The 25,299-nt window shown below is 58.0% G+C and carries 29 protein-coding genes; 21 read left to right on the forward strand and 8 right to left on the reverse strand.

The window, feature by feature from the left end:
• Positions 1-142: 142 nt before the first annotated feature.
• From ACP90_RS14010 to ACP90_RS14110, 21 genes are all read left to right on the forward strand, one after another.
• Positions 143-1,045 carry a flagellin gene (locus ACP90_RS14010; protein WP_031268437.1) on the forward strand — a complete coding sequence of 301 codons (903 nt, stop codon included), beginning with the start codon at positions 143-145 and terminating at the stop codon, positions 1,043-1,045.
• Positions 1,046-1,212: 167 nt separating this feature from the next.
• The gene (gene fliF, locus ACP90_RS14015) at positions 1,213-2,859 is read left to right on the forward strand and encodes a flagellar basal-body MS-ring/collar protein FliF (RefSeq protein ID WP_062488683.1); all 1,647 of its coding nucleotides are present in this window, start codon (positions 1,213-1,215) and stop codon (positions 2,857-2,859) included.
• Positions 2,859-3,497: a hypothetical protein gene (locus ACP90_RS14020; protein ID WP_055654457.1), complete on the forward strand. Its 639-nt coding sequence runs from the start codon at positions 2,859-2,861 to the stop codon at positions 3,495-3,497. The genes fliF and ACP90_RS14020 overlap by 1 nt, the downstream gene beginning before the upstream one ends.
• On the forward strand, positions 3,497-4,993 hold the full coding sequence (locus ACP90_RS14025) for a MotB family protein (RefSeq protein ID WP_062488684.1): 1,497 nt from the start codon (positions 3,497-3,499) through the stop codon (positions 4,991-4,993). Before ACP90_RS14020 ends, ACP90_RS14025 begins: the two co-directional genes overlap by 1 nt.
• The gene (locus ACP90_RS14030) at positions 4,993-6,228 is read left to right on the forward strand and encodes a hypothetical protein (protein ID WP_062488685.1); all 1,236 of its coding nucleotides are present in this window, start codon (positions 4,993-4,995) and stop codon (positions 6,226-6,228) included. Before ACP90_RS14025 ends, ACP90_RS14030 begins: the two co-directional genes overlap by 1 nt.
• The gene (locus ACP90_RS14035) at positions 6,218-7,501 is read left to right on the forward strand and encodes a flagellar hook-length control protein FliK (protein ID WP_062488686.1); all 1,284 of its coding nucleotides are present in this window, start codon (positions 6,218-6,220) and stop codon (positions 7,499-7,501) included. Before ACP90_RS14030 ends, ACP90_RS14035 begins: the two co-directional genes overlap by 11 nt.
• The gene (locus ACP90_RS14040) at positions 7,455-8,030 is read left to right on the forward strand and encodes a transglycosylase SLT domain-containing protein (RefSeq protein ID WP_062488687.1); all 576 of its coding nucleotides are present in this window, start codon (positions 7,455-7,457) and stop codon (positions 8,028-8,030) included. Before ACP90_RS14035 ends, ACP90_RS14040 begins: the two co-directional genes overlap by 47 nt.
• 169 nt (positions 8,031-8,199) lie before the next feature.
• Positions 8,200-9,474 (forward strand): flagellar hook protein FlgE, encoded by a 1,275-nt coding sequence (locus ACP90_RS14045; protein WP_022998510.1) that lies wholly within the window; start codon positions 8,200-8,202, stop codon positions 9,472-9,474.
• Between the two features lie 33 nt (positions 9,475-9,507).
• Positions 9,508-10,998, forward strand: coding sequence for a flagellar hook-associated protein FlgK (gene flgK / locus ACP90_RS14050; protein ID WP_022998511.1), 1,491 nt, complete (start codon positions 9,508-9,510; stop codon positions 10,996-10,998).
• 5 nt (positions 10,999-11,003) lie between these two features.
• On the forward strand, positions 11,004-12,050 hold the full coding sequence (locus tag ACP90_RS14055; protein WP_062488688.1) for a flagellar hook-associated family protein: 1,047 nt from the start codon (positions 11,004-11,006) through the stop codon (positions 12,048-12,050).
• A gap of 51 nt (positions 12,051-12,101) precedes the next feature.
• Positions 12,102-12,452 carry a flagellar biosynthesis regulator FlaF gene (flaF, locus tag ACP90_RS14060; protein WP_022998513.1) on the forward strand — a complete coding sequence of 117 codons (351 nt, stop codon included), beginning with the start codon at positions 12,102-12,104 and terminating at the stop codon, positions 12,450-12,452.
• A gap of 4 nt (positions 12,453-12,456) precedes the next feature.
• Entirely contained in the window at positions 12,457-12,930 is a 474-nt protein-coding gene (gene flbT / locus ACP90_RS14065) for a flagellar biosynthesis repressor FlbT (protein ID WP_022998514.1), read from the forward strand.
• A gap of 11 nt (positions 12,931-12,941) precedes the next feature.
• Positions 12,942-13,337, forward strand: coding sequence for a flagellar hook assembly protein FlgD (gene flgD / locus ACP90_RS14070; RefSeq protein WP_022998515.1), 396 nt, complete (start codon positions 12,942-12,944; stop codon positions 13,335-13,337).
• 14 nt (positions 13,338-13,351) lie between these two features.
• Complete coding sequence (gene fliQ, locus ACP90_RS14075) at positions 13,352-13,618, forward strand: flagellar biosynthesis protein FliQ (RefSeq protein WP_022998516.1); 267 nt, start codon at positions 13,352-13,354, stop codon at positions 13,616-13,618.
• Between the two features lie 385 nt (positions 13,619-14,003).
• Positions 14,004-16,094, forward strand: coding sequence for a flagellar biosynthesis protein FlhA (gene flhA / locus ACP90_RS14080; RefSeq protein WP_055654445.1), 2,091 nt, complete (start codon positions 14,004-14,006; stop codon positions 16,092-16,094).
• Positions 16,091-16,867: a flagellar biosynthesis protein FliR gene (gene fliR, locus ACP90_RS14085; RefSeq protein ID WP_022998518.1), complete on the forward strand. Its 777-nt coding sequence runs from the start codon at positions 16,091-16,093 to the stop codon at positions 16,865-16,867. Before flhA ends, fliR begins: the two co-directional genes overlap by 4 nt.
• 30 nt (positions 16,868-16,897) lie before the next feature.
• The gene (locus ACP90_RS14090) at positions 16,898-17,278 is read left to right on the forward strand and encodes a hypothetical protein (protein ID WP_062491626.1); all 381 of its coding nucleotides are present in this window, start codon (positions 16,898-16,900) and stop codon (positions 17,276-17,278) included.
• Between the two features lie 179 nt (positions 17,279-17,457).
• The gene (locus tag ACP90_RS14095) at positions 17,458-17,880 is read left to right on the forward strand and encodes a rod-binding protein (protein WP_031268441.1); all 423 of its coding nucleotides are present in this window, start codon (positions 17,458-17,460) and stop codon (positions 17,878-17,880) included.
• Positions 17,880-18,308, forward strand: coding sequence for a hypothetical protein (locus ACP90_RS14100; RefSeq protein ID WP_062488689.1), 429 nt, complete (start codon positions 17,880-17,882; stop codon positions 18,306-18,308). Before ACP90_RS14095 ends, ACP90_RS14100 begins: the two co-directional genes overlap by 1 nt.
• Positions 18,305-18,760, forward strand: a complete 456-nt coding sequence (locus ACP90_RS14105) for a hypothetical protein (protein WP_022998522.1) — start codon at positions 18,305-18,307, stop codon at positions 18,758-18,760. The genes ACP90_RS14100 and ACP90_RS14105 overlap by 4 nt, the downstream gene beginning before the upstream one ends.
• A gap of 200 nt (positions 18,761-18,960) precedes the next feature.
• A complete protein-coding gene (locus ACP90_RS14110; RefSeq protein ID WP_062488690.1) occupies positions 18,961-19,155 on the forward strand; it encodes a hypothetical protein in 195 nt (64 codons plus the stop codon).
• A 67-nt stretch (positions 19,156-19,222) separates the two neighbouring features.
• On the opposite strand, the gene ACP90_RS14115 is transcribed toward ACP90_RS14110, so the two are convergent.
• From ACP90_RS14115 to motA, 8 genes are all read right to left on the reverse strand, one after another.
• Positions 19,223-19,480: a hypothetical protein gene (locus ACP90_RS14115; RefSeq protein ID WP_022998524.1), complete on the reverse strand. Its 258-nt coding sequence runs from the start codon at positions 19,478-19,480 to the stop codon at positions 19,223-19,225.
• 229 nt (positions 19,481-19,709) lie between these two features.
• A complete protein-coding gene (locus tag ACP90_RS14120; RefSeq protein WP_022998525.1) occupies positions 19,710-20,156 on the reverse strand; it encodes a hypothetical protein in 447 nt (148 codons plus the stop codon).
• 25 nt (positions 20,157-20,181) lie between these two features.
• Entirely contained in the window at positions 20,182-21,255 is a 1,074-nt protein-coding gene (flhB, locus tag ACP90_RS14125) for a flagellar biosynthesis protein FlhB (protein WP_062488691.1), read from the reverse strand.
• A gap of 52 nt (positions 21,256-21,307) precedes the next feature.
• Positions 21,308-22,372: a flagellar motor switch protein FliG gene (locus tag ACP90_RS14130; protein WP_022998527.1), complete on the reverse strand. Its 1,065-nt coding sequence runs from the start codon at positions 22,370-22,372 to the stop codon at positions 21,308-21,310.
• Between the two features lie 69 nt (positions 22,373-22,441).
• Positions 22,442-22,834: a flagellar motor switch protein FliN gene (gene fliN / locus ACP90_RS14135; RefSeq protein ID WP_022998528.1), complete on the reverse strand. Its 393-nt coding sequence runs from the start codon at positions 22,832-22,834 to the stop codon at positions 22,442-22,444.
• Positions 22,834-23,403 (reverse strand): hypothetical protein, encoded by a 570-nt coding sequence (locus ACP90_RS14140; RefSeq protein ID WP_062488692.1) that lies wholly within the window; start codon positions 23,401-23,403, stop codon positions 22,834-22,836. The genes fliN and ACP90_RS14140 overlap by 1 nt, the downstream gene beginning before the upstream one ends.
• Positions 23,384-24,343 carry a FliM/FliN family flagellar motor switch protein gene (locus tag ACP90_RS14145; protein WP_006934597.1) on the reverse strand — a complete coding sequence of 320 codons (960 nt, stop codon included), beginning with the start codon at positions 24,341-24,343 and terminating at the stop codon, positions 23,384-23,386. Before ACP90_RS14145 ends, ACP90_RS14140 begins: the two co-directional genes overlap by 20 nt.
• 3 nt (positions 24,344-24,346) lie before the next feature.
• Complete coding sequence (motA, locus tag ACP90_RS14150) at positions 24,347-25,243, reverse strand: flagellar motor stator protein MotA (protein WP_022998531.1); 897 nt, start codon at positions 25,241-25,243, stop codon at positions 24,347-24,349.
• Positions 25,244-25,299 lie beyond the last annotated feature (56 nt).

Here is a 25,299-nt window from a genome sequence, read left to right on the forward strand (position 1 = left end):
AGCCGCTAGGGTCATTTTCACAGCAGGTTGAACCCCAAACTACCCACGGTTCAAAAGCATGACGCTGCTCCTGCTGTGCCGGTGCAAACCCGGCATGTCCCAATCCAATCCAGTACACACTGACACATTGAAGGGACATATCATGTCTAGCTTGATGACGAACGCTTCCGCAATGACCGCTCTGCAGACTCTGCGGAACACCAGCGCCAACCTGGCAGAGACGCAGAACCGCATCTCCACCGGTTATCGCGTTGCCGGCGCGGAAGACAACGCTGCCTACTGGTCCATCGCAACCACCATGCGTTCTGACAACATGGCTCTTAGCGCCGTTGAAGACTCTCTGGGTCTGGGTGCTGCGACCGTCGACGTCATGTACACTGCTATGGACAGCACTGTTGATGTCATGAACGAAATCAAAGCCAAGCTTGTTGCTGCCCGTACTCCGGGTGTCGACCGCGGCAAGATCCAGTCCGACATCAACGAACTGCAGAACCAGCTTAAGTCGACTGCCGAATCCGCTGTTTTCAACGGTGAAAACTGGCTGTCTTCCGACGTGACCACCGTTACATCGAAAGAAATCGTCAGCTCCTTCACCCGCGTCGGTGGTGCGGTTTCCGTTCTGACGACCACGGTTGATATCACCGCTACCCAGCTCTATGACACCACTGGTGGTGGTACCGGTATCCTCGATCGTGCTCTGACGAACGGTAACGTTGTCGACACCATCGACATCTCCGCTCTGACGGACAGCGCTGCCGACCTGACCACTCTGGAAGGCATGATCTCGGATGTCGACGAAGCTCTGGGCCTCATCACAGACTCCGCAACCCTGCTCGGTTCCACCAAGAAGCGCGTTGATCTGCAGAAGGACTTCGTGTCCGCTCTGATCGACTCGATCGACCGTGGTGTCGGCCAGCTCGTGGATGCTGACATGAACAAAGAATCGACCCGCCTCCAGGCTCTGCAGACTCAGCAGCAGCTCGGTATCCAGGCTCTGTCGATCGCCAACCAGGGTTCGCAGAACATTCTGTCCCTGTTCCGTTAATCCAACCAGTTTATCTGACCGGATTTCCAGGCAAGAGGACCGCGCCCTTCGGGGCGCGGTTTTTTTGTGTCCAGAATTTCCGTCTTCAGGCCCGGGTGACAGGCTCGCGCAAGGTCCAGTTCCGATAGTGGTTCAAACAGAACGTTACGTGCATGAAGGGGTTATGCATGCCGGGCCGTGAACACGCCGAAAAACTATGGGCAAACCTGATGGAACTGGGAGTGCGCAGACTTGTCGCGCTCGCCTTGATCGGGCTCGCTACAATCGCGACCGTCGGCGCGGGAGCATATTACTTGAGCCGACCGGAACAGACCGTCCTCTATACGGGTCTCGACGGTGAAGACGTCACTCGCATCGGTTCCGCGCTGCGGGACGCCGGCATTCCTTTCGACATCAATTCGGAAGGCACCGCCGTCATGGTGAGCCATGCGCAGACAGCCAAGGCGCGCATGCTTCTGGCCGAAAAGGGTCTCCCGCGTGGAGCCAACTCCGGCTACGAGCTCTTCGACGAGTTGGGGTCGCTTGGGTTGACCTCCTTCATGCAGGAAGTGACACGGGTGCGAGCGCTTGAAGGTGAGCTTGCCCGAACCATCCAGCTCATGAAGGGGATCCGGGCAGCGCGCGTTCATATCGTGTTGCCAGAGAAAGGATCTTTCAGGCGCGATCAGCAGCCGCCGTCGGCATCTGTCGTCATCCGTTCCGATGTGCCAGACGATGTACGAACCGCCGATGCCATCCGCCACCTGGTTGCTGCCGGTGTTCCGGGCATGCAAGCCGACAAGGTTACAGTGCTCGACACGTCCGGTGGTATCCTGGCGGCCGGCCAGGATCCGACCAAGGCCTCCGCAGGCCAGCTTGCCAGCCTCGAGACGGCTGTCAGCAGCCGGATCCAGGAAAACATTCGCAAGACCCTGACGCCATATCTTGGCCTGGACAACTTCGAGGTCAGTGTCGCCGCGGAGCTGAACACGGACCGCAAGACGATTGCCGAGACGATTTTCGATCCGGACTCGCGGACCGAGCGCTCAATCCGGACCATTCGCGAAAACGAGAACGCTCAGAACTCCAGCGTCTCGGCACCGACAACGGTCGAGCAGAACCTTCCTGAAGAGGATGTGTCCGCGGACAACGGTGAGCGTTCCAGCGAAGAAAACGAGCGGCGCGAGGAAACCGTTAATTACGAGATCTCCTCCAAACGCATCGAGACGTCTCAGGATGGCTATCGTGTCGACCGTCTGTCCATTGCGGTTCTGGTTGATAAGTCCCGTCTTGCGCAGTCTCTTGGCGGCGAACCGACCCAGGCTCAACTGGATGAACAGCTGACGGAAATCGAAGCACTGGTTGCTTCTTCTGCGGGGATTGAAAAAGAACGGGGAGACCTGGTCAAGGTTGCTGTCGTCGACTTCATTGACGGCGGCCGGGCCATGGAGCCGATCCCGCCGATCAGCATCACCGAATATCTGATGCGCCAGTCCGGCAACATCATCAATGCGCTCGCAATCCTGACCGTGTCGATGCTGGTGATCTGGTTCGGTCTGCGGCCTGCCGTGGCTGCCCTGGTGCCGCAAATGGCCAAGCCGCAGGTCGAAATGGCCGAACTCGGAATGCTGCCGGAGACTGCGGAAGGGACTGCAGAAGCAGTCGACGGGGATCAGACCTTCCTGATGCCGCCGGATCATTCCGACATGCTGCAGGACCTCAACAGCCGGCGCAACAAGTCCGCGCTCCGGAAGCTGGAATCCTTGCTGGAGTTCAACGAGGAACAGTCTGCCGCGATCCTGCGCCAGTGGCTCTATGAATCGGAGCGCATCTAATGACCACCTCAATCGCTTCCCATATTCCCGTCCTGTCCGCCTCCAGATTCAAGTCCTTCGGTGCATTCGACCCCGCTCTCGTGGACGTTCTGGAGCCTTGCGAGGAAGCTGTGCCCGAACCCAGCCTGGAAGAACAGCTTCAGGCCGAATACGAGCGCGGCCTGGCGGAAGGCAGTGACCGCACGATGGCTCATTTTCAGGCCATCCTGGAACAGGAGCGCGAGGAGCACGCAAGGCAGCTCAAAGACGAGCGTGACCGGTTCGACATGCGTGAATCGGCCAACGTGAGCGCCTCCATCGAAGGCTTCCTCAATGTTATGGAGCAGCGGATCTCCTATTCGCTTTCCAAGCTTCTTCAACCTTTCCTGACAGAGCAGATCGTCGACCAGCTGGTCGATGCCTTTGCCGGCAATCTTCGGCAACTGACCGAGGAAACGGAGGGCAAAATGATCAGGCTGCGCGGACCGGAAACTCTGGTCAGCCGAGTGCTGGAGCAGTTGCCGGCCTTGAGAGACCGGATCGACGTTCAGCATGCTGATCAGGTCGAACTGGTGGCTCTGCTTGACGAGACAACCATTGAAACACGGCTCGGACAATGGCTCGGCCAGCTTGAAGCCTTGAAAGGGGAGGCAGACTGATGTTGGACGGCGTCCCGAATGAAATCGTAATTGTCCGGCGCAAGAACAGCTGGGAAGACGATCAGCTGCCACATGGCGTCTGGAAGATTGCCTACGCGGATTTCATGACCGCATTGATGGCCTTTTTTCTGGTCATGTGGCTGATCAATGTGACCGACGACAGCGTGCGTCGCGGCGTTGCGCAGTATTTCAACCCGGTCAAACTTGCCTCCACGGCTCCGAACCGCAAGGGCCTGAACGATCCGGAGATCAACGGCGATACCAACGAAGCCGGCACCAAGCTTTTCACCGGCAAATTGGGTGGGTCTGATGCGCCGGTCGATCAGGATGAGAACTTCGGTGATGGCCTGGACAAGGGACACAGACTGGAGGAGGTGGTCGAGACACCGGAGATGGGTGGGGCTCCGGCCTCTGGGCAGTTTACCCAGACCCATTCGGAATCGATCCTTTTCACGGATCCCTATGCCGTACTCGACACCCTTTCGCAGAAAATCCGTGTCGCCGATGTGCGGGAGGACAACCCAAAGGGTATAGGCACAGGTCTTCAGAAAAACGAAGGCGTTCAGGGTGGGCAGGCCTATCGGGATCCCTTTGATCCGATGTTCTGGCAGTTCCGTCCTGGCCGAGGTGTCGCCAGTGCCGAGGCAGCTCCTGACGTAAGTTTGCCGGGCGATGGTACCGCGCCTTCTACCCAGGCTCTGGCCGGTGAATTCGCCTTTGCTGCGCCGTTTGAAGATGGCACGCAACCTGAGACCGGCATTACCCGGCAAAACGGAAACGCTGCCCCTGGAAATGGGCCTAGCAACGGGGACTACATGGCGGAACAATCCGGAACGACGTCCTTTGAATTTGTCGGCAACGGCGCACTTCCCGACAACGGGGATACGACGGATCAGGTCGTTGCTCATGTGCTTGGCAAGTCGCTTGAGGCGTCTTCAACCGAGGTGATCGCTGAAGTCCAGACAGAAACGGTCATTGGTACCGGAGACGGTGAGGGCACCTACGAAGAAGACTTCACGGAAAGCAGCGCCGAGGTACTGGTCGCCCGTCTTTCGGAAGTCCTTGCCCAGACTGAAGGGACAGCTCTTGAGGAAACCGCCAGTCAGATTACGGTGATGAGAGAAGGTGAGGGAGCCTTGATCAGCCTTACCGACGACCAGAACTTCGGTATGTTCGCCATCGGGTCTGCCGAGCCGCGCCCGGAACTCGTCAAACTGCTTGAACGGATTGGCAAGGTGGTTGCCGAAACTCCGGGACAGATTGTCATCAAGGGTCATACGGACGCGCGCCCTTTCAAAAGCAAGACCTATGACAACTGGCGCTTGTCGTCGGCACGCGCTCACATGGCTCTCTACATGCTCACTCGCGGAGGTGTCGGCAAGGATAGGTTCAACCGGGTCGAAGGCTATGCCGATCAGGATCTGAAAGTTCCGTCCGATCCTCTTGCTGCCTCCAACAGGCGGATTGAGATCTACTTGCTGGAAGGAGCTCGGTAATGCGCTGCCTCTCCATCAGGATCCCTTGCTTCAGAGGTCTGCTCCTCGGCTTGATGGCGGCCGTCTTCTGGGTGTCGGCAGGCTGGGCGCAGCAAGTTGGCAAGCAGACTTCGGATCCGGAACCATTTGAAATGATCCGGTCGCTGCAGTCCTTGCAGGAGCAGATCGCACAGGGTAACAGCCATGCGATGCAGGCGCAGCGAGCCTTGCTGACAAAGATGGACGCAAGTTTCGTCGTGTTGCCAGCCGATGCGTGGCAGGAACCGCGCAACGCCCGGGCGGCCGTCATCCATCTTCTGAGTGGCGGACACCCAGACGTAATGCGGTATCTCTTGTCCCTCGATCCGGCCCCCGCTGTCGACCGCAAACTCATGGAAGCGTCGCTTGCCTATGTCGAAGGCAGGGAAGAGGACATGATCGTTCTTCTGGCGGAGATCGATCCGCTGGAACTGCCGGCAAGCCTGGGGGGGCATGTCGCACTGGTAAAGGCTGCACCCTACATCCGCACGGATCCGGAAAAGGCGATGGAACTGCTTCAGGTCGCCAGCCTACTGATGCCTGGAACGCTCGTCGAGGAAGCTGCTCTTCGCCGGGAAGTATTCGTCGCTGGGATGACCGGCAACGTCGATCGCTTTCGAGTTCTCAGCATCCGGTATCTTCGCCGGTTCCGCACGTCGGTCTATGCCGGTGATTTCCGCAGGCGATTTGCCCTGTCACTGGACACGCTCGGATTTGTCAAAAGCGAGGACAAGTTCGCGCTCCTGGATGACGTGCTGCACGAATTCGATGCCGACAGCAGGCGCGGTCTTTATCTTCGGCTGGCCCGTTCCGCCCTGCTGGCAGGCCATCTGAATGTCGCGCGAAAGGCAACGGGAGAAGCGCTGACGCTAACCGTCGACGGCACCAAGGAAAACGAAATCCTGAAGATATACCTTGCGGCGACCCGTCTCGACCCGGAATTCATCACAGCCAACCGAGACCTGTTGTGGTCGATTGACAAGTCGATCCTGACTGCGCAGGACCTGGCGATGCTTGACGGCGTCTACACCGTGCTCAACTCGGTCCGGCATTTTCCGGAGCCGCCGCCCAACGTGATCGGCGAATTCAACGTCGCGACCAATATGGACGCTCCTGAAGATCAAAGCTGGGTCAGCGCGGACATGGAACTTGCGAATGTTCTGTTGCGCCGGACGGGAAAGTCCCTCGCTCAATTGGGAGAACAGGATGAGCGTTAACACTCAGGCATTCGTTCCGACTGCACCGAAGTCCGGCAAGTCGACGGACGCTGGAACGGGTGAGCGCGGGCAAACCTCTTCCAAAGAAGCCGCGGCTGCATTCCAGGCCGTGATGCAGAACATGAAAAAAGGCGATGCTGCCGAAGATGCGGCCGGAAAACCCGGGTCTGAAACATCTGATCAGGCAGAAGGGGCTACGGGTGATGCGAACGGCAAGACCGGTTCCGGCAAGGAACAGGCGGCAGGTTCGGCGGCGTTTTCGACCAGCAATCTTGTCGATGCCCTGCGTCAGGCTTCCCAGAACGCACTGTCACGCAAGGCGAAGGATGGCGAGGGCCTGGATGGTGCGGTCGAGGGACAAACGGACCCGAAGGCCGAAACCATGTTGCAGAGTTCGGCAGCGCATGTGGGATTGTCACTAAATGCGGTGCTTGCTGGAAAACCCGGGCAGGTTCCCTCGTCGCAGGCCCAGTCTGGTGCAGCCCCGATGCCTTCGCTCCTGCAAGGGCGGGCCAACGGCATGCCGGTTGGCGATCCCGATGGACCTGCACAGACCGGAACTTCTTCGCTCTTCGCGCAGTTCGGCGTCGAACCGGAGGCAATTTCCGACGGCGAGGGACGTGGGGCTATTGGCCGGTCCATGTTGCCGGACGAAGCGGCGGGCACCGTCAAGGTTCTGCGCCAGGAAACCCACTTTGCACCGAATATGCGACTCTCCCCCGCGCAACAGGTCGGTGACCAGATCGCCGCTGCGGTCAAGGATATGGCTTCCAGCTCCGCATCACTTGACGGTGGCATAACTGCCAAGGCGGAAGGCCCTGTTCTGAAAACACTGGATATCCAGCTCACGCCACATGAGCTGGGCACCGTGAAAGTGTCTCTCAGGATGGTCGGTGATACAGTGGAAGTGTCGCTTGTAACGAGCAGGGCGCAAACTGCGGAACTCCTGAAGCAAGACCGGCAACTGCTCGATCAGATGCTCAGGGCGACCGGGGTCAAGGCTGATGCCATCACGATCCAGGCCGGAGACGACCGGATCCAGGTCCAGGCAGGAAGCAACGCTTCAGGCCCTCAGGCCCAGAACCAGAATGGCGCTGGTGGCGGTAACCCGTTTGACGGCCAACCGCAGAGTTCCGGCAACGGTGCCGGACAACAGAATGGTCGCCCGGGACAAAACTCCAGAGAAGACGCGTATCAGGCTTCTGAAACAACAAGAGGAACAGGTCATGAGGAAGGTTCTGACATCAGCCTTTCTGACGGCATCTATCTTTAGTGCTCTCGCCGTTAGCGTGCCTGCGGCTGCCGAGACCCAGAACGTTTGCGAACGCGAGATGATCTCGGCAGCGCGAAAGTACAACGTGCCGCTCGGCGTGCTTTATGCGGTCGGGCTGACGGAAACCGGGCGGCGCAATTCGCTGTACCCCTATGCCCTCAATATCGAGGGAAAGTCCGTGTTTCCTCCCAGCCGGCAAGCCGCGAAGCAGGACGTGATTGATGCGCAACAGCACGGCAAGAAGCTGATCGACATCGGCTGCATGCAGATCAACCATCATTACCACGGTGACCAGTTCCGTTCGGTGGATCAGATGCTGGAACCACGTGCAAATGTGCAATATGCGGCAAGGTTCCTGAAGGACCTGAGGCGGCGCCAGGGATCCTGGACGATGGCTGTTGCCCGCTATCACGCGGGGCCGAACAATGATCCCGCGCAAAAACGGTATGTCTGCACGGTGATCCGCAACATGGTTGCTTCCGGTTTTGGAAACTGGACACAGCAGTCCAAGCAATTCTGCGGCGCCTGATCTCTGAAAAGCACCGGACAGCTTGCCCGGTGCTTTCGTTTTGTTTGATAGATAAATTTTTACATAATTAAGTATCTGAATGGAAAGAATAATTATTTTCTCGCAACAGCTTCGCGCAAGTTAGGTCGGTTTGACTGTCTCCAGTTGATTTGGACACAGGAGACCTGTCATGGGCCTTTTCGGAGTTATGCGAACCGGCGTTTCCGGCATGAACGCACAGTCGAGCAAGCTCGGCACAGTTGCCGAAAACATTATGAACTCGAGCACGACAGGCTATAAGCGCGCCCAGTCGGAATTTTCCTCACTGGTTGTTTCGCAAGGGGCTGGCTCGTTCAACTCCGGCGGCGTCGAGGCACACACCCAGTACCAGGTTTCCAAGCAGGGAAACATCAGCTTCACCACGTCGAAGCTTGATCTTGCGGTGGATGGCAACGGCTTCTTCGTTGTCGGCAACGAGGCAGGTGAAAGCTTTCTGACCCGCGCCGGTCACTTCGTTCCGGATGGAGATGGCTATCTCCTGAATACGGCCGGCTATTATCTCCAGGGTTATCCGATCACGGGCAACACCGCGCCAACAACCGTTGCCAACGGTCTTGGTGGTCTGGAGCGGATCAACATCACCCAGAACCAGTTGGAAGCCACTCCCACCAGCGAAGCGTTCCTGCGCGTGAACGTGAGTGAAGACGCGGCGATTGTGCCGGCGGCGGATCTGCCCTCCGCCAACGCAGCAACCGCGAGCTATTCCCACAAGACGTCCATGATCGTGTACGACAACCTCGGCAACGAGGTGAAACTGGATGTCTATTACTCCAAGGTCACGGAAACGGCTGCAGACAGTGATTGGGAAGTCTCGATCTACAACGCGGCAGATGCCGCACCCGGTGGCGGGTTTCCCTATACTGCTCCGGCATTGAATACCCAGACGCTGACCTTCGACGTCACCACAGGCAATCTCACCGGTGCCAGTGCGACCGCAATCAATATCGCGGTTCCCAATGGTGGCACCTTCGACCTGGATCTTGATCAGTCGACCTACCTGAATGCCGATTTCACGGTCACCAACGTTGATGCGGACGGGAACGCACCGAGTGCGGTGAAGAACGTCGAATTCTCCGACGACGGCACTCTGTTTGCCATCTACACCAACGGGGACCGCCGGGCGATCTACAAGATCCCGCTGGCGGATGTACCGAGCCCGGACAGGCTCTCCAACAAGTCCGGCAACGTCTACAGCACGTCCTTCGATTCCGGTGATGTCCGGGTCGGTTTCGCGGGCGAGGGCGGCCTTGGCAGCATCAAGGTTGGTGGTCTTGAGGACTCCAACGTCGATCTCGGCAACGAGCTCACCTCAATGATCGAATCCCAGCGCACCTACACGGCCAATTCCCAGGTGTTCAAGGCCGGTTCCGACCTGCTCGAGCAGCTCGTCAACCTGGTCCGCTAACACGGCTCACCCGCCAATCGGAAAGTTATTGTCATGAGTTTGTCTGTAGCCCTCAAAGTCGCCCAGTCCGCGCTGGCCGCAAGGCAGACAGAATCCTCCGTGGTTTCGCGAAACATTGCCGGGGCTCAAGACCCCGGCTACTCGCGCAAATCCGTTCTGTTGAGCCAGACCTACACCGACACCGGTCAGGCCGGCGGCCTCAAGGTCGACGGTATCGGCCGGGTGACGGACAGCGCGCTGTATTCGTCGCTCCTGTCCTCCACCTCCACTGGATCCTCCCAGGAAGCGGTCTTGGCGGGCCTTACCCGTCTCGCTGAAACCACAGGCGATACCCAGAACCACATGTCCGCTGCGGCAAAACTCGGGGCGCTGAAGCTGTCGCTTCAAAACTATGCTTCCGATCCCAGCAACGCGATCCAGGCGCAGGACGTTCTGCAGGCCTCCAAGGACATGGTGCAGACGCTCCAGTCCGGAACGGCACTGGTGCAGGATGTGCGTACTAACGCGGATGCGGACATGGCGACCTCCGTGCGTGAGATCAACACGCTGTTGAAACAACTCGAAGATCTCAACTCGGTTATCGTGCGGGGAACGCAATCGGGGGCTGATGTCACCGATGCCCACGACAGCCGCGACCAGGTTCTGCTCAAGCTGTCCGAGGAAATCGGCATTACCACGCTGAACCGCAGCAATGGCGATATTGTGGTCTACACGGACAGCGGCGTGACGCTGTTTGAAACCAAGGCCAGAGCGGTCACCTTCGAGCCGACCATTGTTTATGGTGCTGCTACCACGGGTAATTCCGTGATGGTGGACGGCGTTCCCGTGGCGGGACCGGGCGCTCTCATGGAGATCAAGTCCGGCAGGCTGCAAGGTCTTGCCGAACTGCGCGACGAAGTCGCGGTGACCTATCAGAGCCAGCTCGACGAAATCGCGCGTGGTCTGATCGAAGCCTTCGCCGAAAGCGATCAAAGCGGTGGCGGCAATCCGGATCAGGCTGGCCTGTTCACGTGGTCTGGTGCACCGGCGGTGCCGGCATCCGGCACCCATATCACCGGGCTTGCTGCGGAAATCGTCGTCAATGCCAACGCCGATCCGGATCAGGGCGGCGACCTGGACAGGTTGCGCGATGGCGGCATCTCCGATCCGTTCGATCCCAATTACAACTACAACCCGTCCGGCGCTGCCGGGTTCTCCGACCGTCTGCAGGAACTGGTTTCCGCGTTTGACAAGGACACCGTTTTCGACAGCGGCGTGGAACTCGATCCGACCGACACGTTGTCCGGCTTTGCCGCTTCGTCCGTCAGCTGGCTGGAAGCCGGCCGAAAGACCATGACGAGCAATGTCGAGGTGCAGACCGTCATTCTCAGTCGGACGGCTGAAAACCTCAACAACAAGACAGGCGTCAACATCGACGAAGAAATGACGCTGCTACTGGAAATCGAGCGATCCTACTCAGCGGCGACACGGCTCATCAGCGCCGTCGACGGCATGCTGGAAGACCTTCTGGCCGCGGCGAGGTAACAGTTATGAAAACCACCTATATCTCCACGATCACACTCGCCGATGCGTCTCGCCGGCAGATCCAGAACCAGTCCAGCCTCGTGCAGAAGCTCAGCATCGAGCTGTCCTCCGGCCGTAAATACGACGTTGGCCTGGATCTTGGGACCAAGACCGGCGAAAGCGTGTCGCTTCGTTCCGAGTTTCATTTTCTCAATGGCATCATGGATACCAACGCGCTTACCGCGTCGCGGCTCGATGTCAGCCAGGCGGCAATGGGCGACATTCTGACGGATGCGCAGGACTTTCTGGCGACCCTTGTGGCCCTGCGTGAGAACAACGGCAGTTCGGACATCGTCAAGGCGGATGCCGTCGGCAATCTGGAGCTTCTGACGTCCCGTCTGAACACCCAGCTCAACGGCAATTTCGTCTTTGCCGGCATCAATACGGACCAGGAACCTTTCGCGGATTATTCCGATCCGACGTCTCCGAACAAATTGGCCGCCGATGCAGCGTTCATGACCGAGTTCGGGATGGCGCAATCCAACCCGGGCGTTTCGGGCATCACACCTGCGGCAATGTCCACTTATCTGAACGGTGCCTTCGAGACGATGTTCCAGAACCCGGCCTGGGGCACGTCCTGGTCGATAGCGTCCAGCAACGTGATGGTCAGCCGTATTTCGGCGAGTGAAACGGTGTCCAGTTCCGTCAGCGCAAACGAGCAAGCCTTCAGAGACCTGGCCGCGGCCTACACGATGATGTCCGACCTCGGTAACGAGGACCTTGATCCCGAGACCTGGAAGGTGGTGGTCAACAAGGCGATCGAGAAGCTCGGCACCGGTATCGCCGATGTCACCAGCCAGATGGGCAAGCTCGGCAATGTGCAGGAGCAGGTCAAGCTGGCGAGTGAACGGTTGAAGGTTCAAACCGACATCCTGAACCGGCGCATCAACGACCTTGAAAACGTCAATCTGGAGGAAACGTCGGTGCGTCTCAACACGGCTCTGACACAGCTTGAGACCACCTATGCGGTCACGGCCCGCATGCAGGGTCTGAGCATTCTGAACTACCTGTGATCGTGGCCGAATGTCTGATTTTTCGTATCAAACCCAACCTTGAGAGGGCCCATGTACAATCTGTCTTACGCTGAGGTTATGGACGATCTTTGCTCTGACCAGCGGCTCAACGAACATGAGGCAATGTCGATCGTGATCGGCAAGCTCAACGTCGCCCAGGAGCGCGGCGTCAAGTCTCCCGAAGCCGTCGACGCGCTGTTCTACACACGGCGCCTGTGGAGCTACTTCCTGGAACACCTGGCGGACGACGCCAACGAATTGCCGATCGAAACGAGAGCCAATCTGATCTCTGTCGGCATCTGGGTCCTGAAAGAGGTCGAATCCTTGCGCCAGTGGGAGCAGGAGGACTTCTCCGACATCATCCAGATCAATTCCATCATCCGCGACAGCCTGGACGGTTAAACTCATGAAAATCGGTTTGAAAGCGGGCGAACGCCTGTTCATCAACGGTGCGGTGATCCGGGCCGAACGGAAAACCAACATCGAACTGCTGAATGATGCCGTATTCCTGCTGGAAGCCCATGTGCTTCAGCCAGAAGAGGCGACGACGCCGCTTCGCCAGCTCTACTTCATTCTCCAGACCATGATCATCGATCCGGCAGCCGCTGGTGCGGTTCAGGACATGTTCCATCTCGTGCTTGGTTCCGTGAAGTCGGCGTTCTCGAACAAGGAGGTGCTGATGCATCTCGACAAGGTTGAGGAGCTGGCAAAAACGGATCGGTGGTTCGAGGCAATGAAGGTCGTGCGTGCGCTCTATCCGCTGGAGGCAAGCCTGATGCTGGCCGAAAAGAACCGGCGCGCGCAGGAGACCCGGCAGACCGCGCCCCGGCCGGCGCCAAGAGAAAATTTTCAGTACGGCCCCAGGCTGGCCGTTGTTTAAGGAGTGATTAGATGACCAGTGTTGAAGGCGTCAGCGCCACCCAGGGTGCTGCCTCGACTGCATCTGCTCAGAAGCAGCTGACTGTCGACTACGACACCTTCCTGCATCTGATGATGGCTCAGATGCAGAACCAGGATCCGACCAATCCCATGGACGCGTCCGAACAGCTCGCGCAGCTCGCAAGCTTCAGCCAAGTTGAGCAGTCTATTCAGACCAACGCCAAGCTGGAAACGCTTCTGACCAACCTTTCGTTCGGTCAGGTAGATGATCTTATCGGGCGGACCGTGACCGACGCCAACGGCACGACGGGTGTCGTTGAAAAGGTTGAAGTCTATTCCGACGGCACCGTGCTCGCGCTCGACAACGGTCAGGGTGTTCTGCTTGGACCGGGTGTAACCATTTCCTGAGCGGATGGAATGACATGAATGAAGTTGATGCCCTGGACCTGGTCCGGACTGCAATCTGGACGATCCTCGTCGGATCTGCCCCCGCGATCGTACCGGCGATGATTGTCGGTATCGGAATTGCGTTGCTGCAGGCCCTGACCCAGGTTCAGGAAATCACTCTTACCTTCATTCCGAAGATCGTGGCGATCCTGGTCATGATCGTGGTCGCCGGACCTTTCATCGGCGGCCAGATCTACTCGTTGACGACCCTGATCTACAATCGGATCGAAACGGGGTTCTAGCGACGGTCTGCAGGACTATTCTTGCATGGTTTCAGGTGCCGTCTTGGTCCAGAACTTATCTGTCGTCCTGGTTTGCAGCGAAAGCTGTAAGCCGGGATCAGGTGCATTGAGTTGTCGGCGAAACCTTTCACCTTGGCGCATGTCGCTAATGGATCCAGGCCTTTGCCGGGATGACAAGGTAGATGCGTTTCTTGCATCCATTTCTCCTTGAACCACGACTTGCTTCAAGCGCGAAGGCGGCTCCCTTCAGAGCCTGGAGCGACCATCGTCGGTCAGAGTGCTCAACCTTTCCCGAACTTCCCTCCTGAAATCCTTCTTCAAAAAAGCCTCGCGCAAGCTTCAAGGGCGAGGTTGCCAGGTATCAGACCTGCAGCAGAGAGAAGGCATGACAGACACCTCCCTTTCGCCGGCTGCCGGCAATGCGCCGGACAGCCGCCGCGACGTCGGCTTTGCCATAGGCATCGTCCTAATCCTGGCCGTTCTTTTTCTGCCAATCCCGACATTCCTGATCGATATCGGCCTGGCCATGTCGATCGCGCTGTCGGTCTTGATCCTGATGGTTTCGCTCTGGATCCAGCGTCCGCTCGATTTCTCGTCTTTCCCGACGATCCTGCTGATCGCCACCATGCTGCGGCTGTCGCTCAATATCTCGACAACGCGCATGATCCTTGCCAACGGCCACGAGGGGCTGAATGCGGCGGGCTATGTGATCAACGGCTTTTCGCAATTCGTGATGAGCGGTGACTTTGTCATCGGTCTAATTGTTTTTGCGATCCTGGTCATCGTCAACTTCATGGTCATCACCAAGGGCGCAACCCGTATTGCGGAAGTTGGCGCACGCTTCACTCTGGACGCGATCCCGGGCAAGCAGATGGCGATTGATGCGGATCTTTCCGCTGGCCTTATCGATGACAAGGAAGCACAGCGTCGGCGCAAGGAACTGGAAGAGGAAAGCTCCTTTTTCGGCGCGATGGATGGTGCCTCCAAATTCGTTCGCGGCGACGCGATTGCCGGCCTTATCATTACGGCTGTGAACATCCTTGGCGGCATTGTTATTGGCGTGACCCGCTATGACATGACGGTTTCCAACGCGGCAGACGTTTTCACCAAGCTCTCCGTAGGCGATGGCCTCGTCTCCCAGATCCCGGCGCTGATCGTTTCGCTGGCGGCTGGTCTGCTGGTGTCCAAGGGCGGCACCAGAGGGTCGACCGACAAGGCTGTTCTCGGCCAGCTTGGCGGCTATCCGCGTGCCCTGTTCGTCGCAGCTATCCTGATGGCCATCTTCGCGTTGATGCCGGGTCTGCCGATGTTGCCGTTCCTGCTGCTGGCGATTCTGATGGGCTTTATCGGCTATGCCATTCCGAGGCGTTTGGCAGCGGCGAAAAAGGTCGAGGATGACAAGATACGCGCAGCCGAGGAACAGGCAAAGCTTGAGGAAAAGGACTCCGTCAAGGAAACGCTCAAGTCGGCTGAGGTCGAACTGGTGCTTGGCAAGCAGCTTTCCGCCGAGCTGCTGACGCGAACCGGTGAACTGTCTCGCCGCGTTGCCAAGATGCGCCGGAAGTTTGCCGAGCAGTATGGTTTTGTCGTGCCCGATATTCGGGTCACCGACAGTCTGACGCTTGATCCGAAGAGCTACCAGATCAAGATCCACGGCACCATCATTGCCTCGCAGCATCTGAAAGTGGGTGAACTGCTGGTCATTCCGAACAATGACGAGGCACTGCCGGTACCGGCTGACCAGACGCGTGAGCCTGCATTCGGGATGCCAGCCTACTGGGTGCCGCCTGCGTACAAGGACGAACTCAAGCGCCGCGGTATGACGCCGGCCGAGAACATCACGGTAATCCTCACGCATCTGAGCGAAGTGATCCGCAACAACCTGCCTCAGCTCTTGTCCTACAAGGATATGCGCAAGCTGTTCGACAGGCTGGACCCGGAGTACCAGAAGCTTCTCGACGATATCTGTCCGGCGCACACGTCTTTCTCCGGACTGCAAGCGGTGCTCAAGCTTCTATTGGCGGAACGGGTTTCGATCCGGAATCTCAACCTGATCCTGGAAGCCGTTGCCGAGATCGTTCCACACGTCCGCAGATCGGAGCAGGTGGTGGAGCACGTTCGAATGCGCATCGCCCAGCAGATTTGCGGCGACCTTGCAGAAGGCGGCCCTCTGAAAGTGCTGCGTCTCGGAAACCGATGGGATCTAGCCTTCCACAATGCCCTGAAACGGGACGGGAAGGGCGACGTCATCGAGTTCGACATCGAGCCGCAACTGGTGGAGGAATTCGGCACGCAGATGTCCGACGCCGTCAAGAAACACATGAAGGACGGCAGCCGCTTCGCGGTGGTAGCGGCACCTGATGCCCGGCCATACGTACGTATGATCGTGGAGCGCATGTTCCCAACCTTGCCGGTCCTGTCGCATCTTGAAATCGCACGCGGAGTGGATGTTTCCGCGCTCGGAAGCGTCTCGTGATTTCCGGCGGCCTCTTTTTCAGCACCTTCAGCTCCTCGCTGCTTCTGGCAGTCTTCCTGTTGTTCTGCCGGATAGGAGCGTGCTTGATGGTGATCCCGGGGTTCGGTAGCAACCGTGTGCCGGTGCATGTTCGCCTGTTCATCGCGCTTTCCGTGGCGTTGGCCTTGTCGCCCCTGTTGGCGCCAGGCGTACAGGCGTCCCTGCCGGATGAGCAGCTCGGCACTGTTGCCGGCTTCATTGGGGCGGAGTTGCTGACCGGAGCCTTCATCGGTTTTCTGGGACGCATCTTTCTGGCGGCCCTGGAGACGCTGACGACGCTGGTGTCCATGGCAATCGGCCTGTCGAACATGCCGGGCATGCCGATCGATGGCGTGGATTCCCTGCCGCCTGTCGCAAACCTTTTCACGGTGACGGCAACGGCGATGGTGTTCATCACCAACCAGCATTGGGAAATTCTGCGCGGGCTGGCAGCCTCCTATGAAGCGATCCCGGTCGGGCAGCCGCTGGCGGCCGTGACAAGCCTTGAGCAGTTTGCCGAGCAATTGGGCCGGACCTTCATCCTGGCATTGCGGGTGTGCAGCCCGTTCATCGTCTACACGGTCGTAGTGAACTTTGCCGTCGGCCTCGTCAACAAGCTGACACCGCAGATCCCGGTCTACTTCATCTCCATGCCGTTCGTAATCGCGGGCGGTCTCTACTTTCTTTATCTGGTCATCGCGGAGGCCATCATGATCTTCCTCGACGGCTACTTCACTTGGCTCCAGATAGGTTAGGCAATCCTGACCGTGAAAGGTTCCTGTTCCATGGCAAGAAAAAGTCAGGATATTGAACGTTTGTTCCGGATGCAGAAGCAGATATTCCTGTTTTCATCCTGGCTGCTTCAGAAGCTTGACGCTCAGGTCTATCAGCTGAACGAAAAGGAAAGACGCATTTTGCTGGCCCTTTCGAATGGCGACCTGGCACAGCAAGACAGGTTTATCGCCAACGCTGCCGAGCGGCTGAGACGCATCATCGAGGAGATGTCACGGCTCAGCGAAGCGCGCGCAAAGGTGAACTCCGAATACGATCGCCAGCGGCTGATGCTGAAACTCATGGCTGAACGTCTCGCCAGGATGCGTGGGGAGGAACAGCGTGCTGAAGAAGAACGGGACCTGATGGATCTGCTCGACCGCAGATACGGGTGAAAGTTGCTTGGCGTGAACGGGGCATATTCGTCGCCGTTCAGCAAGAAGACGCAAGCCTCCCGCAAGCTGCGCAGGCTATTCCTGAGGATGCAAACAAGGTTCGGTTCAAGTGTATTGCTTGCTTTGCCCTGTCGCCTGCCGGGCCTTGTTTGCACCTTATGTTTTTCGAGGAGCCCAGCATGGCGATTTCGCCTCCTTCAGATCTGATCCTGGATGTGTCCAAGGCTGCCGATCCGGTGAACCTTGCTGATGCCACGAACCGTCTCAGGTCCATTTCCGCTGGTGGTTCGGGGGATGGCTTTGCACTTGCCTATGCCGGTGCAACGAACCGGGCAGGAGCCACTGAAGGCAGTTTTCGAACCGCCAATTACGAAGGACCGTCCCAAAAGTCTCCTGCGGAGAAATTCGAGGCGATGATCCTCAGCCAGTTCGTCGAAACAATGCTTCCGGATGACTCCGAAGCGGTCTTCGGGTCCGGAACCGCCGGGGAAATCTGGAAATCGATGCTTGCCGAACAGGTCGCAAACCAGCTTGCCGCCAGTGGTGGTGTCGGTATCGCCGGCCTGATTTCAGATACGCTTGAAAAGGGAGTTAAAGCCTGATGGACGCTGCCAACGATGTTGACTTTCAGGACGTTGCCGTGACCGATCTCGCACTTCAGGAATTCACCCCCGATCCGGTGCGATCCATGCCGCTGGTGGTCGCCGTTCGCCGAGCAATCGGCGCTGTTCGCGAGGAAACCCGGGCGCTTCGTGCAAACCCGACAGCGGACCTGAAGATCTTCGAGTACGGCAAGAGCCAGGCTTTGCTTGACCTGTCGAGGGCTCGGACACTCGTACCGCCGGCGTTCTATTCCGCGGAGTTGCGCGAAGACATCGCCGAATTCAAGGAAGTGCTCGATGAGAATGTCGGCCTGTTGCAACTGCATATGAATGCGGTGACGGAAGTTGTCGGCATGATGTCCAGAACCATGATCGACTATGAATCCGACGGCACGTATCAGGCACCGTTTCCGGAGAGGGCTCGATGATCAAGACTCTCGTTGCCGGCCTCTGGATGTCTGCCACCATGCTGGCGTCCGGTTACGGCACCACGCAGTATCTGGCAGCCCAGAAAAGGGTCGGCGACGATGAGCCGGCGTTTGTAGGGCTGGATTATGAGACAGTGAACCCGGTCAACGTGCCGATCCTGTTTGATGGCACGCTGCAGGGATATGTGGTGATCAAGATGGTCTTCACAGCGGATGGCGATACATTGCGCCGCCTGCCTGTGCCGCCACACCCTTTCCTGGTGGATGAAGCCTTCAGGGTACTCTATTCGGACGAAACCCTCGATTTCCGTAGCCTGGAACGTTACGACCTGGAGGCTTTCACCGAACGTCTCAAGAAAACCACCAACGCTCGTCTCGGCCGACCCGTGGTGCATGACGTCCTGGTGGAGGAATTCAACTATTTCGACAAGGAAGACGTGATCACGCACTAGCCGCTGATCCTTGTCTTGTACTGAAAAACTTCTTCTGCCGCCTCCCAGGCAATTGGCGCCCAGTTTCGGCTGGGTGCTTTTTTTTGATCCTCACCGTGGCCTGATTTGAGCTTGATGGAACAGGACTATTCGGAAAACCTACGCAATAGACCGAGCGCCGAGTGCGCTACTTTGCCTGGTGCGGTTTGGAGGATAGGCCCATGAAGACGATAACGGTATCGAGCAGTCGTGGCTCAATCGATCTGACTTCCGATGATATCCAGGTTTTGGAAAACGCAGTTGAAATCCTGCTTTATTCCGATGTTGAAGACGGTGAGCAGGCGAGGGAAATGCAGCTAGCCGGAAAAAGCCTGCACGAAATCATGGAGCGCTTGTCGACGCTTCTGGGAGAGTGAATTTGAGCGATGGCAGGTCAATATAAATTCGTGGCGTTTGTTTCGTGGCATTTAGTGAATGCCGATGTCAGCCATCAGTATCGAAAATCGTGTCGATCGCCTGGAAGATGGTCTTGTAGACACCGATTTCGTCTTTGGCGAAATCTCCGTGAGGCACCGCTCTTTTTGCTTCGGCAATCAAGTCGGCCTTGATGGCTTCCAGATCCACTTGTGTACCCATCGGCCGATTTGAAAGCTCCACGTGCAGGCGTTTGGCGATCCCGGCATAGGCGACGATTGCGGTCACCATGTGGGCGGGATCCTCCGGGATCTGGATTTTCTTCATACGCGCCGTTTCTCTGGTTTCAGTTGCAGGTAGTTTCCAGGTCCGGAAGACCCGAAACGCGCGGCTGGGTCAACAGCATATGGTGCTAGGCTGGCAGAATTGAAGAACGTTGGCGAATTTCGGTAAGTTGCCGATGCATCAGACGAAATAGTAGGCCGCCACGTCGTTCGCATCTATGCGGACGAGCTGCCTGACAAACCGGAAATTATTTGGGAAGCCTGAAACGCAATTACCGCAACCGGGCGTCCTTCAGGGCCTCAAGCAGCAGTTCCGTTTCTTTCGCCTTGTTGCCACCGGCGTCCGGCACCTCGACATAGGAAACGTTGACTGCATTGTCCGGCCAGGCGAGGACGGCGGTAAAATAGATCCAGACACCCTTGTTGAAGAATTCCAGATCCAGGGAAATGCGCGGGGTGGTTTCCCACTCGACATCTGCCTGTGCGGCCATGGAATAGCGCAAGGAGCCTTCCTTGAAGAAGAGCTCGGCCGATGTCTTGATCAATTCATCGATATTGCCGTGCTGGTCTGTTCGTATGTAGGCGACGAAGTCGACCACATCGACCAGTTTCAGATCTTCGATAAATTCGGTCAGAGCAGAGGCAATTGCTTCCTGGCGCTGCCGGTCGCATTCCAGTGGCGACGGTTTCGTGCCGTTGCCTTCAGGCATATCGTGCATTCCCCGGACCTCCAAATACATTAAATTATACAGCAGTTTTGGTCTGGCGTGAGTACACGTAGCAAATGATTTCCGCAACTGCTCTGTAGAATTCCGGCGGGATCATCCTTTCAACTTCTGTAGCGGCGTAGAGGGACCGTGCAAGTTGCCGGTCCTCGATCACGGGAATATTGTTCGCCTCGGCGATCTCCCTGATCTTCAGCGCAATCAGATCCTGCCCTTTAGCTACAACAACCGGGGCAGGGTTTTGGTCCCCGTCGTAGCGCAAGGCAACGGCGAAGTGTGTCGGATTGGCAACAATGAGGGTTGCTTGCGGCACGGCTGACATCATTCGGTTTCGTGCCCGGTCGCGTGCGAGCGAGCGTTGCCGGGCCTTGACGATCGGGTCGCCTTCCATCTGCTTGTGCTCGTCCTTGATCTCCTGCTTGCTCATGCGCAGGTTCTTGCGCCAGTGCGAGCGGGACCAGAGAATGTCGACTGTAACCAGAAGAATGGTAACGATGCAGACGCCGGCGATCAGCTTCATCGATATCTGAAGGATCGCTTCGGGAAGTGCGCTTGGATCTGTGAACATGGCGTTGATCAGTTCCGCTTCATTCGCCCGGAACTGGCCATAGACAATGGCGCTGACCGTGGAGAACTTGAAGACTGCCTTGAGGAACTCCACAAGGCCCTGGGCTCCGAATATGCGGCTCCAGCCCTTCGCCAGCGAGAGCTTGGAGGCATCCGGCTTGATGCGGTGAAAAACGATGCTGGGCGTGTTCTGCAAAAAAGCGGACGCAAGACCGGACGCGGCAAGCAGTGCGACAATCGGGGCGAGGAAGACCATGACCTCGATCGACACCGCATGGGAGAGCAACAATGCGTCGGCGCTGTTTCCAAGATCCACTCCTCCCGAAAGGTCCAGAAGATGCGTCAGCGTTTGCACGAGCTGACTCGATGCCGATGTAACAACGAAACTGCCGATCAAGAGCGTCGCGATAAATGTTGCCAGAACGGGGGCTTCCCGTGAGACCGGGGTGTTGCCCTTTTCTATGGCATCGCTGATCTTTTTCTCGGTCGGTTCCTCTGTTTTTGAATCCTTGTCTTCTTCCGACATCCAGCCACCCGGTGTTCAGGCTCAGATCACGTCGAACCGCTTGCAAAGACGATCACGCAAAGAATGCGCCTTCGTCCTGCTTCGGATTCAGCTCGATTTCACCACGCGACGCCATTTCCAGCGCGAGGTTGGTGATCGCACTGCGGGCATCCAGTACGTCGCGCTGAGCGGCCGGTTCGCCGGCTGCCAGTTCGTGTTCGGCGATACGACGTGCGCGTGATGTCAGCGATGACAGGATCACTTCCCGGAACTGGGCATTGGTTCCCTTCAGTGCCAGCACGATCCGGTCCGTCGGGATCTGATCGAAAATCGCCATGCGGGTCCGGGCGTTGAGATTGGTGATGTCGTCGAAGGTGAAGAGCAGACCCTTCAGAAGTTCTGCGGTTTTCGGTTTCACCTCGTTCAGGTTCTCCAGAGCGTCTTCCATGTGCTCGCGGTCCATCTTGTTGAGAATGTCCGCCATGCGAGCATGGGAGTCGGCTTCCAGGGTGCCCGACAGGTTGAGCATGAAATCCTCATGCATGGTCTTTTCGACGTCGCGCATGATTTCCGGCACAACCGCCTTGATCGACAGCATGCGCCGGACAAGAGAGTTGCGCGTCTGGTTATTGATCTGGCCAAGAACCTTTGCTGCTGCACTCGGCTTTATTTTTGTGAGGATCAGCGCTGCGGTTTGCGGGTGTTCCTTCAGGAGATAGTTTGCGAATACCGTTTCGGAAACCGTGGTCAACCGGTCCCAGATGGACCGGTTGGAGTTGCCGAGCACGTCCGACATGATGTCTGCAAGCTGATCGTCCGGCAGGACACCTTCCAGCATTTTCTCCACTTCATTGGCCGAACCATAAAGCGTCGTGCCATGAGAGAACTGCTCGATGAATTCCTCGGCCAGCCGATCAAGTTCTTCCGATGCCACCGTGCCGAGCTGAGCTGCGGAGACGGTGATCATCCGGATTTCTTCCTGATCGAAATGCCGGAGCAGTTTCTGCGAACTCGTCTTGCCCAGCGACAGCAGCAGAGCGGCCACGCGCTGTGTACCGTTCATGCGGCGGGCAGGCGGAGCAGGCGGCTTGGCCAGGTTTGCAGCGGTTGCTGCGGCGGCGTTGGCGGAATTCATCATTTTGTCACTTCAATCCTAAGAAGACAGCCTTGGGCAAACCGGAGAATGTGAGGCCGGAGAAATTCGACCTCAGATGTCCATACCGCCGGCTTGGGCGCTCATGATCTCCGTCAACGAAACGCCGAAGCGCGAGTTGTCGTCTTCCACGACCACCACTTCTCCGCGGGCGATGACACGGCCGTTGACCACGATGTCGATCGGTTCGCCGACACGATGATTGAGCGGAATGACCGCGCCGCGACCGAGTTTCAGGAGGTTGGAAACCAGCATGGTCGCAGATCCAAGAACCACTTGGATGTTCACGGGAATGCCGAGGATGGTGTCGAGATTTCGGTCGTCACCGATGGTATCGCCATTTTGGTTCTTTTCCGGCGATTCCACCTTGGCGAAACTCGCGGCATCGGCCGGGCGGGTTTTCGGGCCTTTTTCAGCGTCGATGTGATCGATGATTGTTTCGGACATTACATTTTATCCTTCTGGTTCATGGAGACCGTGCGGAACGGGCTTTGCAGCGAATTGTCGATACGGTGGACGCGTGTGGGCGCCTGTTGATGGACCTGGCCGCGATGAATGGTCGTTTCCTTGCGCCCGCCGGACTGAGCGGAACCGGCGGCGCCAGCTGTCTGCTCGCCTGTCGTGTCTTCGGCGAAGATGTCGATGTCGTCGCGAACGGGCGCAAAGCGTTTCGGGTCATGCAGGACGGCGGTCGCCTTGGAGAGCTCCTTCAGCTCCGCGCGCAGCACGGACTGCTGGCGCTTTGCCTCACGGGTCAGACCGTCGATTTCCGCGATCAGCTCCCGAGCATCGTCCATCCGGTTGCCGAGCGCATTGAGGATCTGGGCACCCTTGACGTTGATCTCCTGGATCGAGACCTCGATGCCGTCGAGTGCGAGGGCGGTCTGATCGAAGATACGCTGGTAGTCATCGTGGTAGCTGCCCAGTCGGCGCAGCTCCCGGTGCATGGAAAGCATCCGGACCGTGGTCGCGACCAGCGCGAGCAGGAGAACGCCATCAACGATTGCGGAGATCATCGAACAGATCCTTTTCTTCCTCATGGATGAGCTCATCGATCTGCAACGTGTAGGATCCGTTCAACTGTCCAAGCTGGCAGGTGAAGACGGGCTGGTCGTTGCAGGCGAGTGTGACCGGAGAGCGGGCTGTCGCCTGAAGTTCGATGACCTGTCCGACCCGGAGGTTTGCAAGGTCGCCGAGCGACATTTCACGTTCTTCGAGAATGGCTTCCAGCTTGACTTCGGTGCGCTGGATCTCGTTGTGGAAATGCTGGGTCCACTGTTTGTCGCGGCTCGACATCTCGCCGGACAGAACCTGGGAAAGGCGCTGCCGCAGCGGGTTGAGTGTCGAGTGCGGCATGACGATAAACACTTCGCCGCCGCGCCCGATTGCCTGTTGCAGCAGGCGGGCCACCACGGCCGGGTTGTTCCGCCGGCCAACCACCGCAAAGTCCATGCGGCTTTCGATGCGCTCGATCTTCAGCGTTGTTTCTGCAATCGGGGCAAAGCTCTCGGCCAGTGCCTTGGCGGCTACCTCGAACATGGTGCGCGCGATCCGCGTTTCGATGTTCGAGAAGGGGCGCTCGTCGTCGATTGGAGGCTCGGTCCCGTCAGCACCGAAGAGGACATCCACCAGTGTGAAGATGAAGTCCCGGTCGAAGCCGACGAGTACACGGGCGTCCCATTCCGGAGAATAAAGCACGGCCACCAGAGCATTGGATTCGAACTCGTCGAGTACGTCGCCGATGCGGTTGTTTTCAACGTAGCTCACCGAGATATAGGACGGTGAGGGGGACTTCTGGCGCATGGCGTCGGCCATCAGGCGGGCCATGCGGTCGAACACCACCGGAAGCATCGGCAGGCGGTCAACGGAAATTCCGGCGGCATCCAGCAGTCTGTCGGCGATCATCGCGCGTTCGGAGCTGGAAGCATTGGAGCTTGCGGTCGCTGCTTCGATCATGGCTTAGGCGGCTCCCTGCAGGTCCTGGACGTTGTCGGCACCAGCGCCACCGGCACTCATCGTCTCGTTTTCAACTTCGTCGATGGTTGGACGGTCGTAGTCGGAGATGGTCTTTCGGCCATGCTCCAGGGCGATCTGCGGATCGGCGCCGTTCATGAAGGCAAGCAGGGTCTGCTTGACGACGATGTAGGTACGAAGGCGGGACTCGCGGACGTTGCGGATCTTGGAGGCGATCGGGCCGAACAGCGAGTAGGAGAAGAAGATGCCGACAAACGTGCCCACGAGTGCCGCGCCAATCAGGCTGCCCAGCAGCTGAGGAGACTGGTCGATGGCGCCCATGGCCTTGATGACACCGAGCACGGCCGCGATGATGCCGATGGCAGGCAATGCATCAGCGATGCTGCTCATGGCATGGTACGGCTTCATCTGGTCGCGGTGGATCGTGTGAAGTTCTTCGTCGACCAGCGCTTCGATTTCGTGAGCGCGGGCATTTCCGACAATGATCAGTCGGAAATAATCGCAGATGAAGGTTGTCAGGCTGGCATTGCGCAGGACCGACGGATACTTCTGGAAAATCGGAGAAGTATTCGGGTCTTCAATGTGCGGCTCGACCTGGTTGCGGCCTTTGGCGCGCAACTCACGCATCAGGCCGTAGAGAAGTGCCAGAACGTCGAGATATTCCCGCTTGTTGGGAACTGCGTTGCGCAGCGCATCCGACACGGCAACCAGGGTTCCCCTGATTACCTTCATTGGATTGGCAACAACAAAAGCACCGATAGCGACGCCAAGAATAATGACGAGCTCCCACGGCTGCCAGAGGACGGAGACCTTGCCTCCGAGTGCGGCAAAGCCGCCTATAAGGGACGCGCCTGCTATGATCAGGCCGATAAGAATAGTCACCTAACAGCTCCCAACTGGTGTGGATTGCAACTCTGATTGGGAGGACGCTAGCGGCC

It is taken from the genome of Labrenzia sp. CP4 (assembly GCF_001579905.1).
Classification (GTDB): domain Bacteria; phylum Pseudomonadota; class Alphaproteobacteria; order Rhizobiales; family Stappiaceae; genus Roseibium; species Roseibium algicola.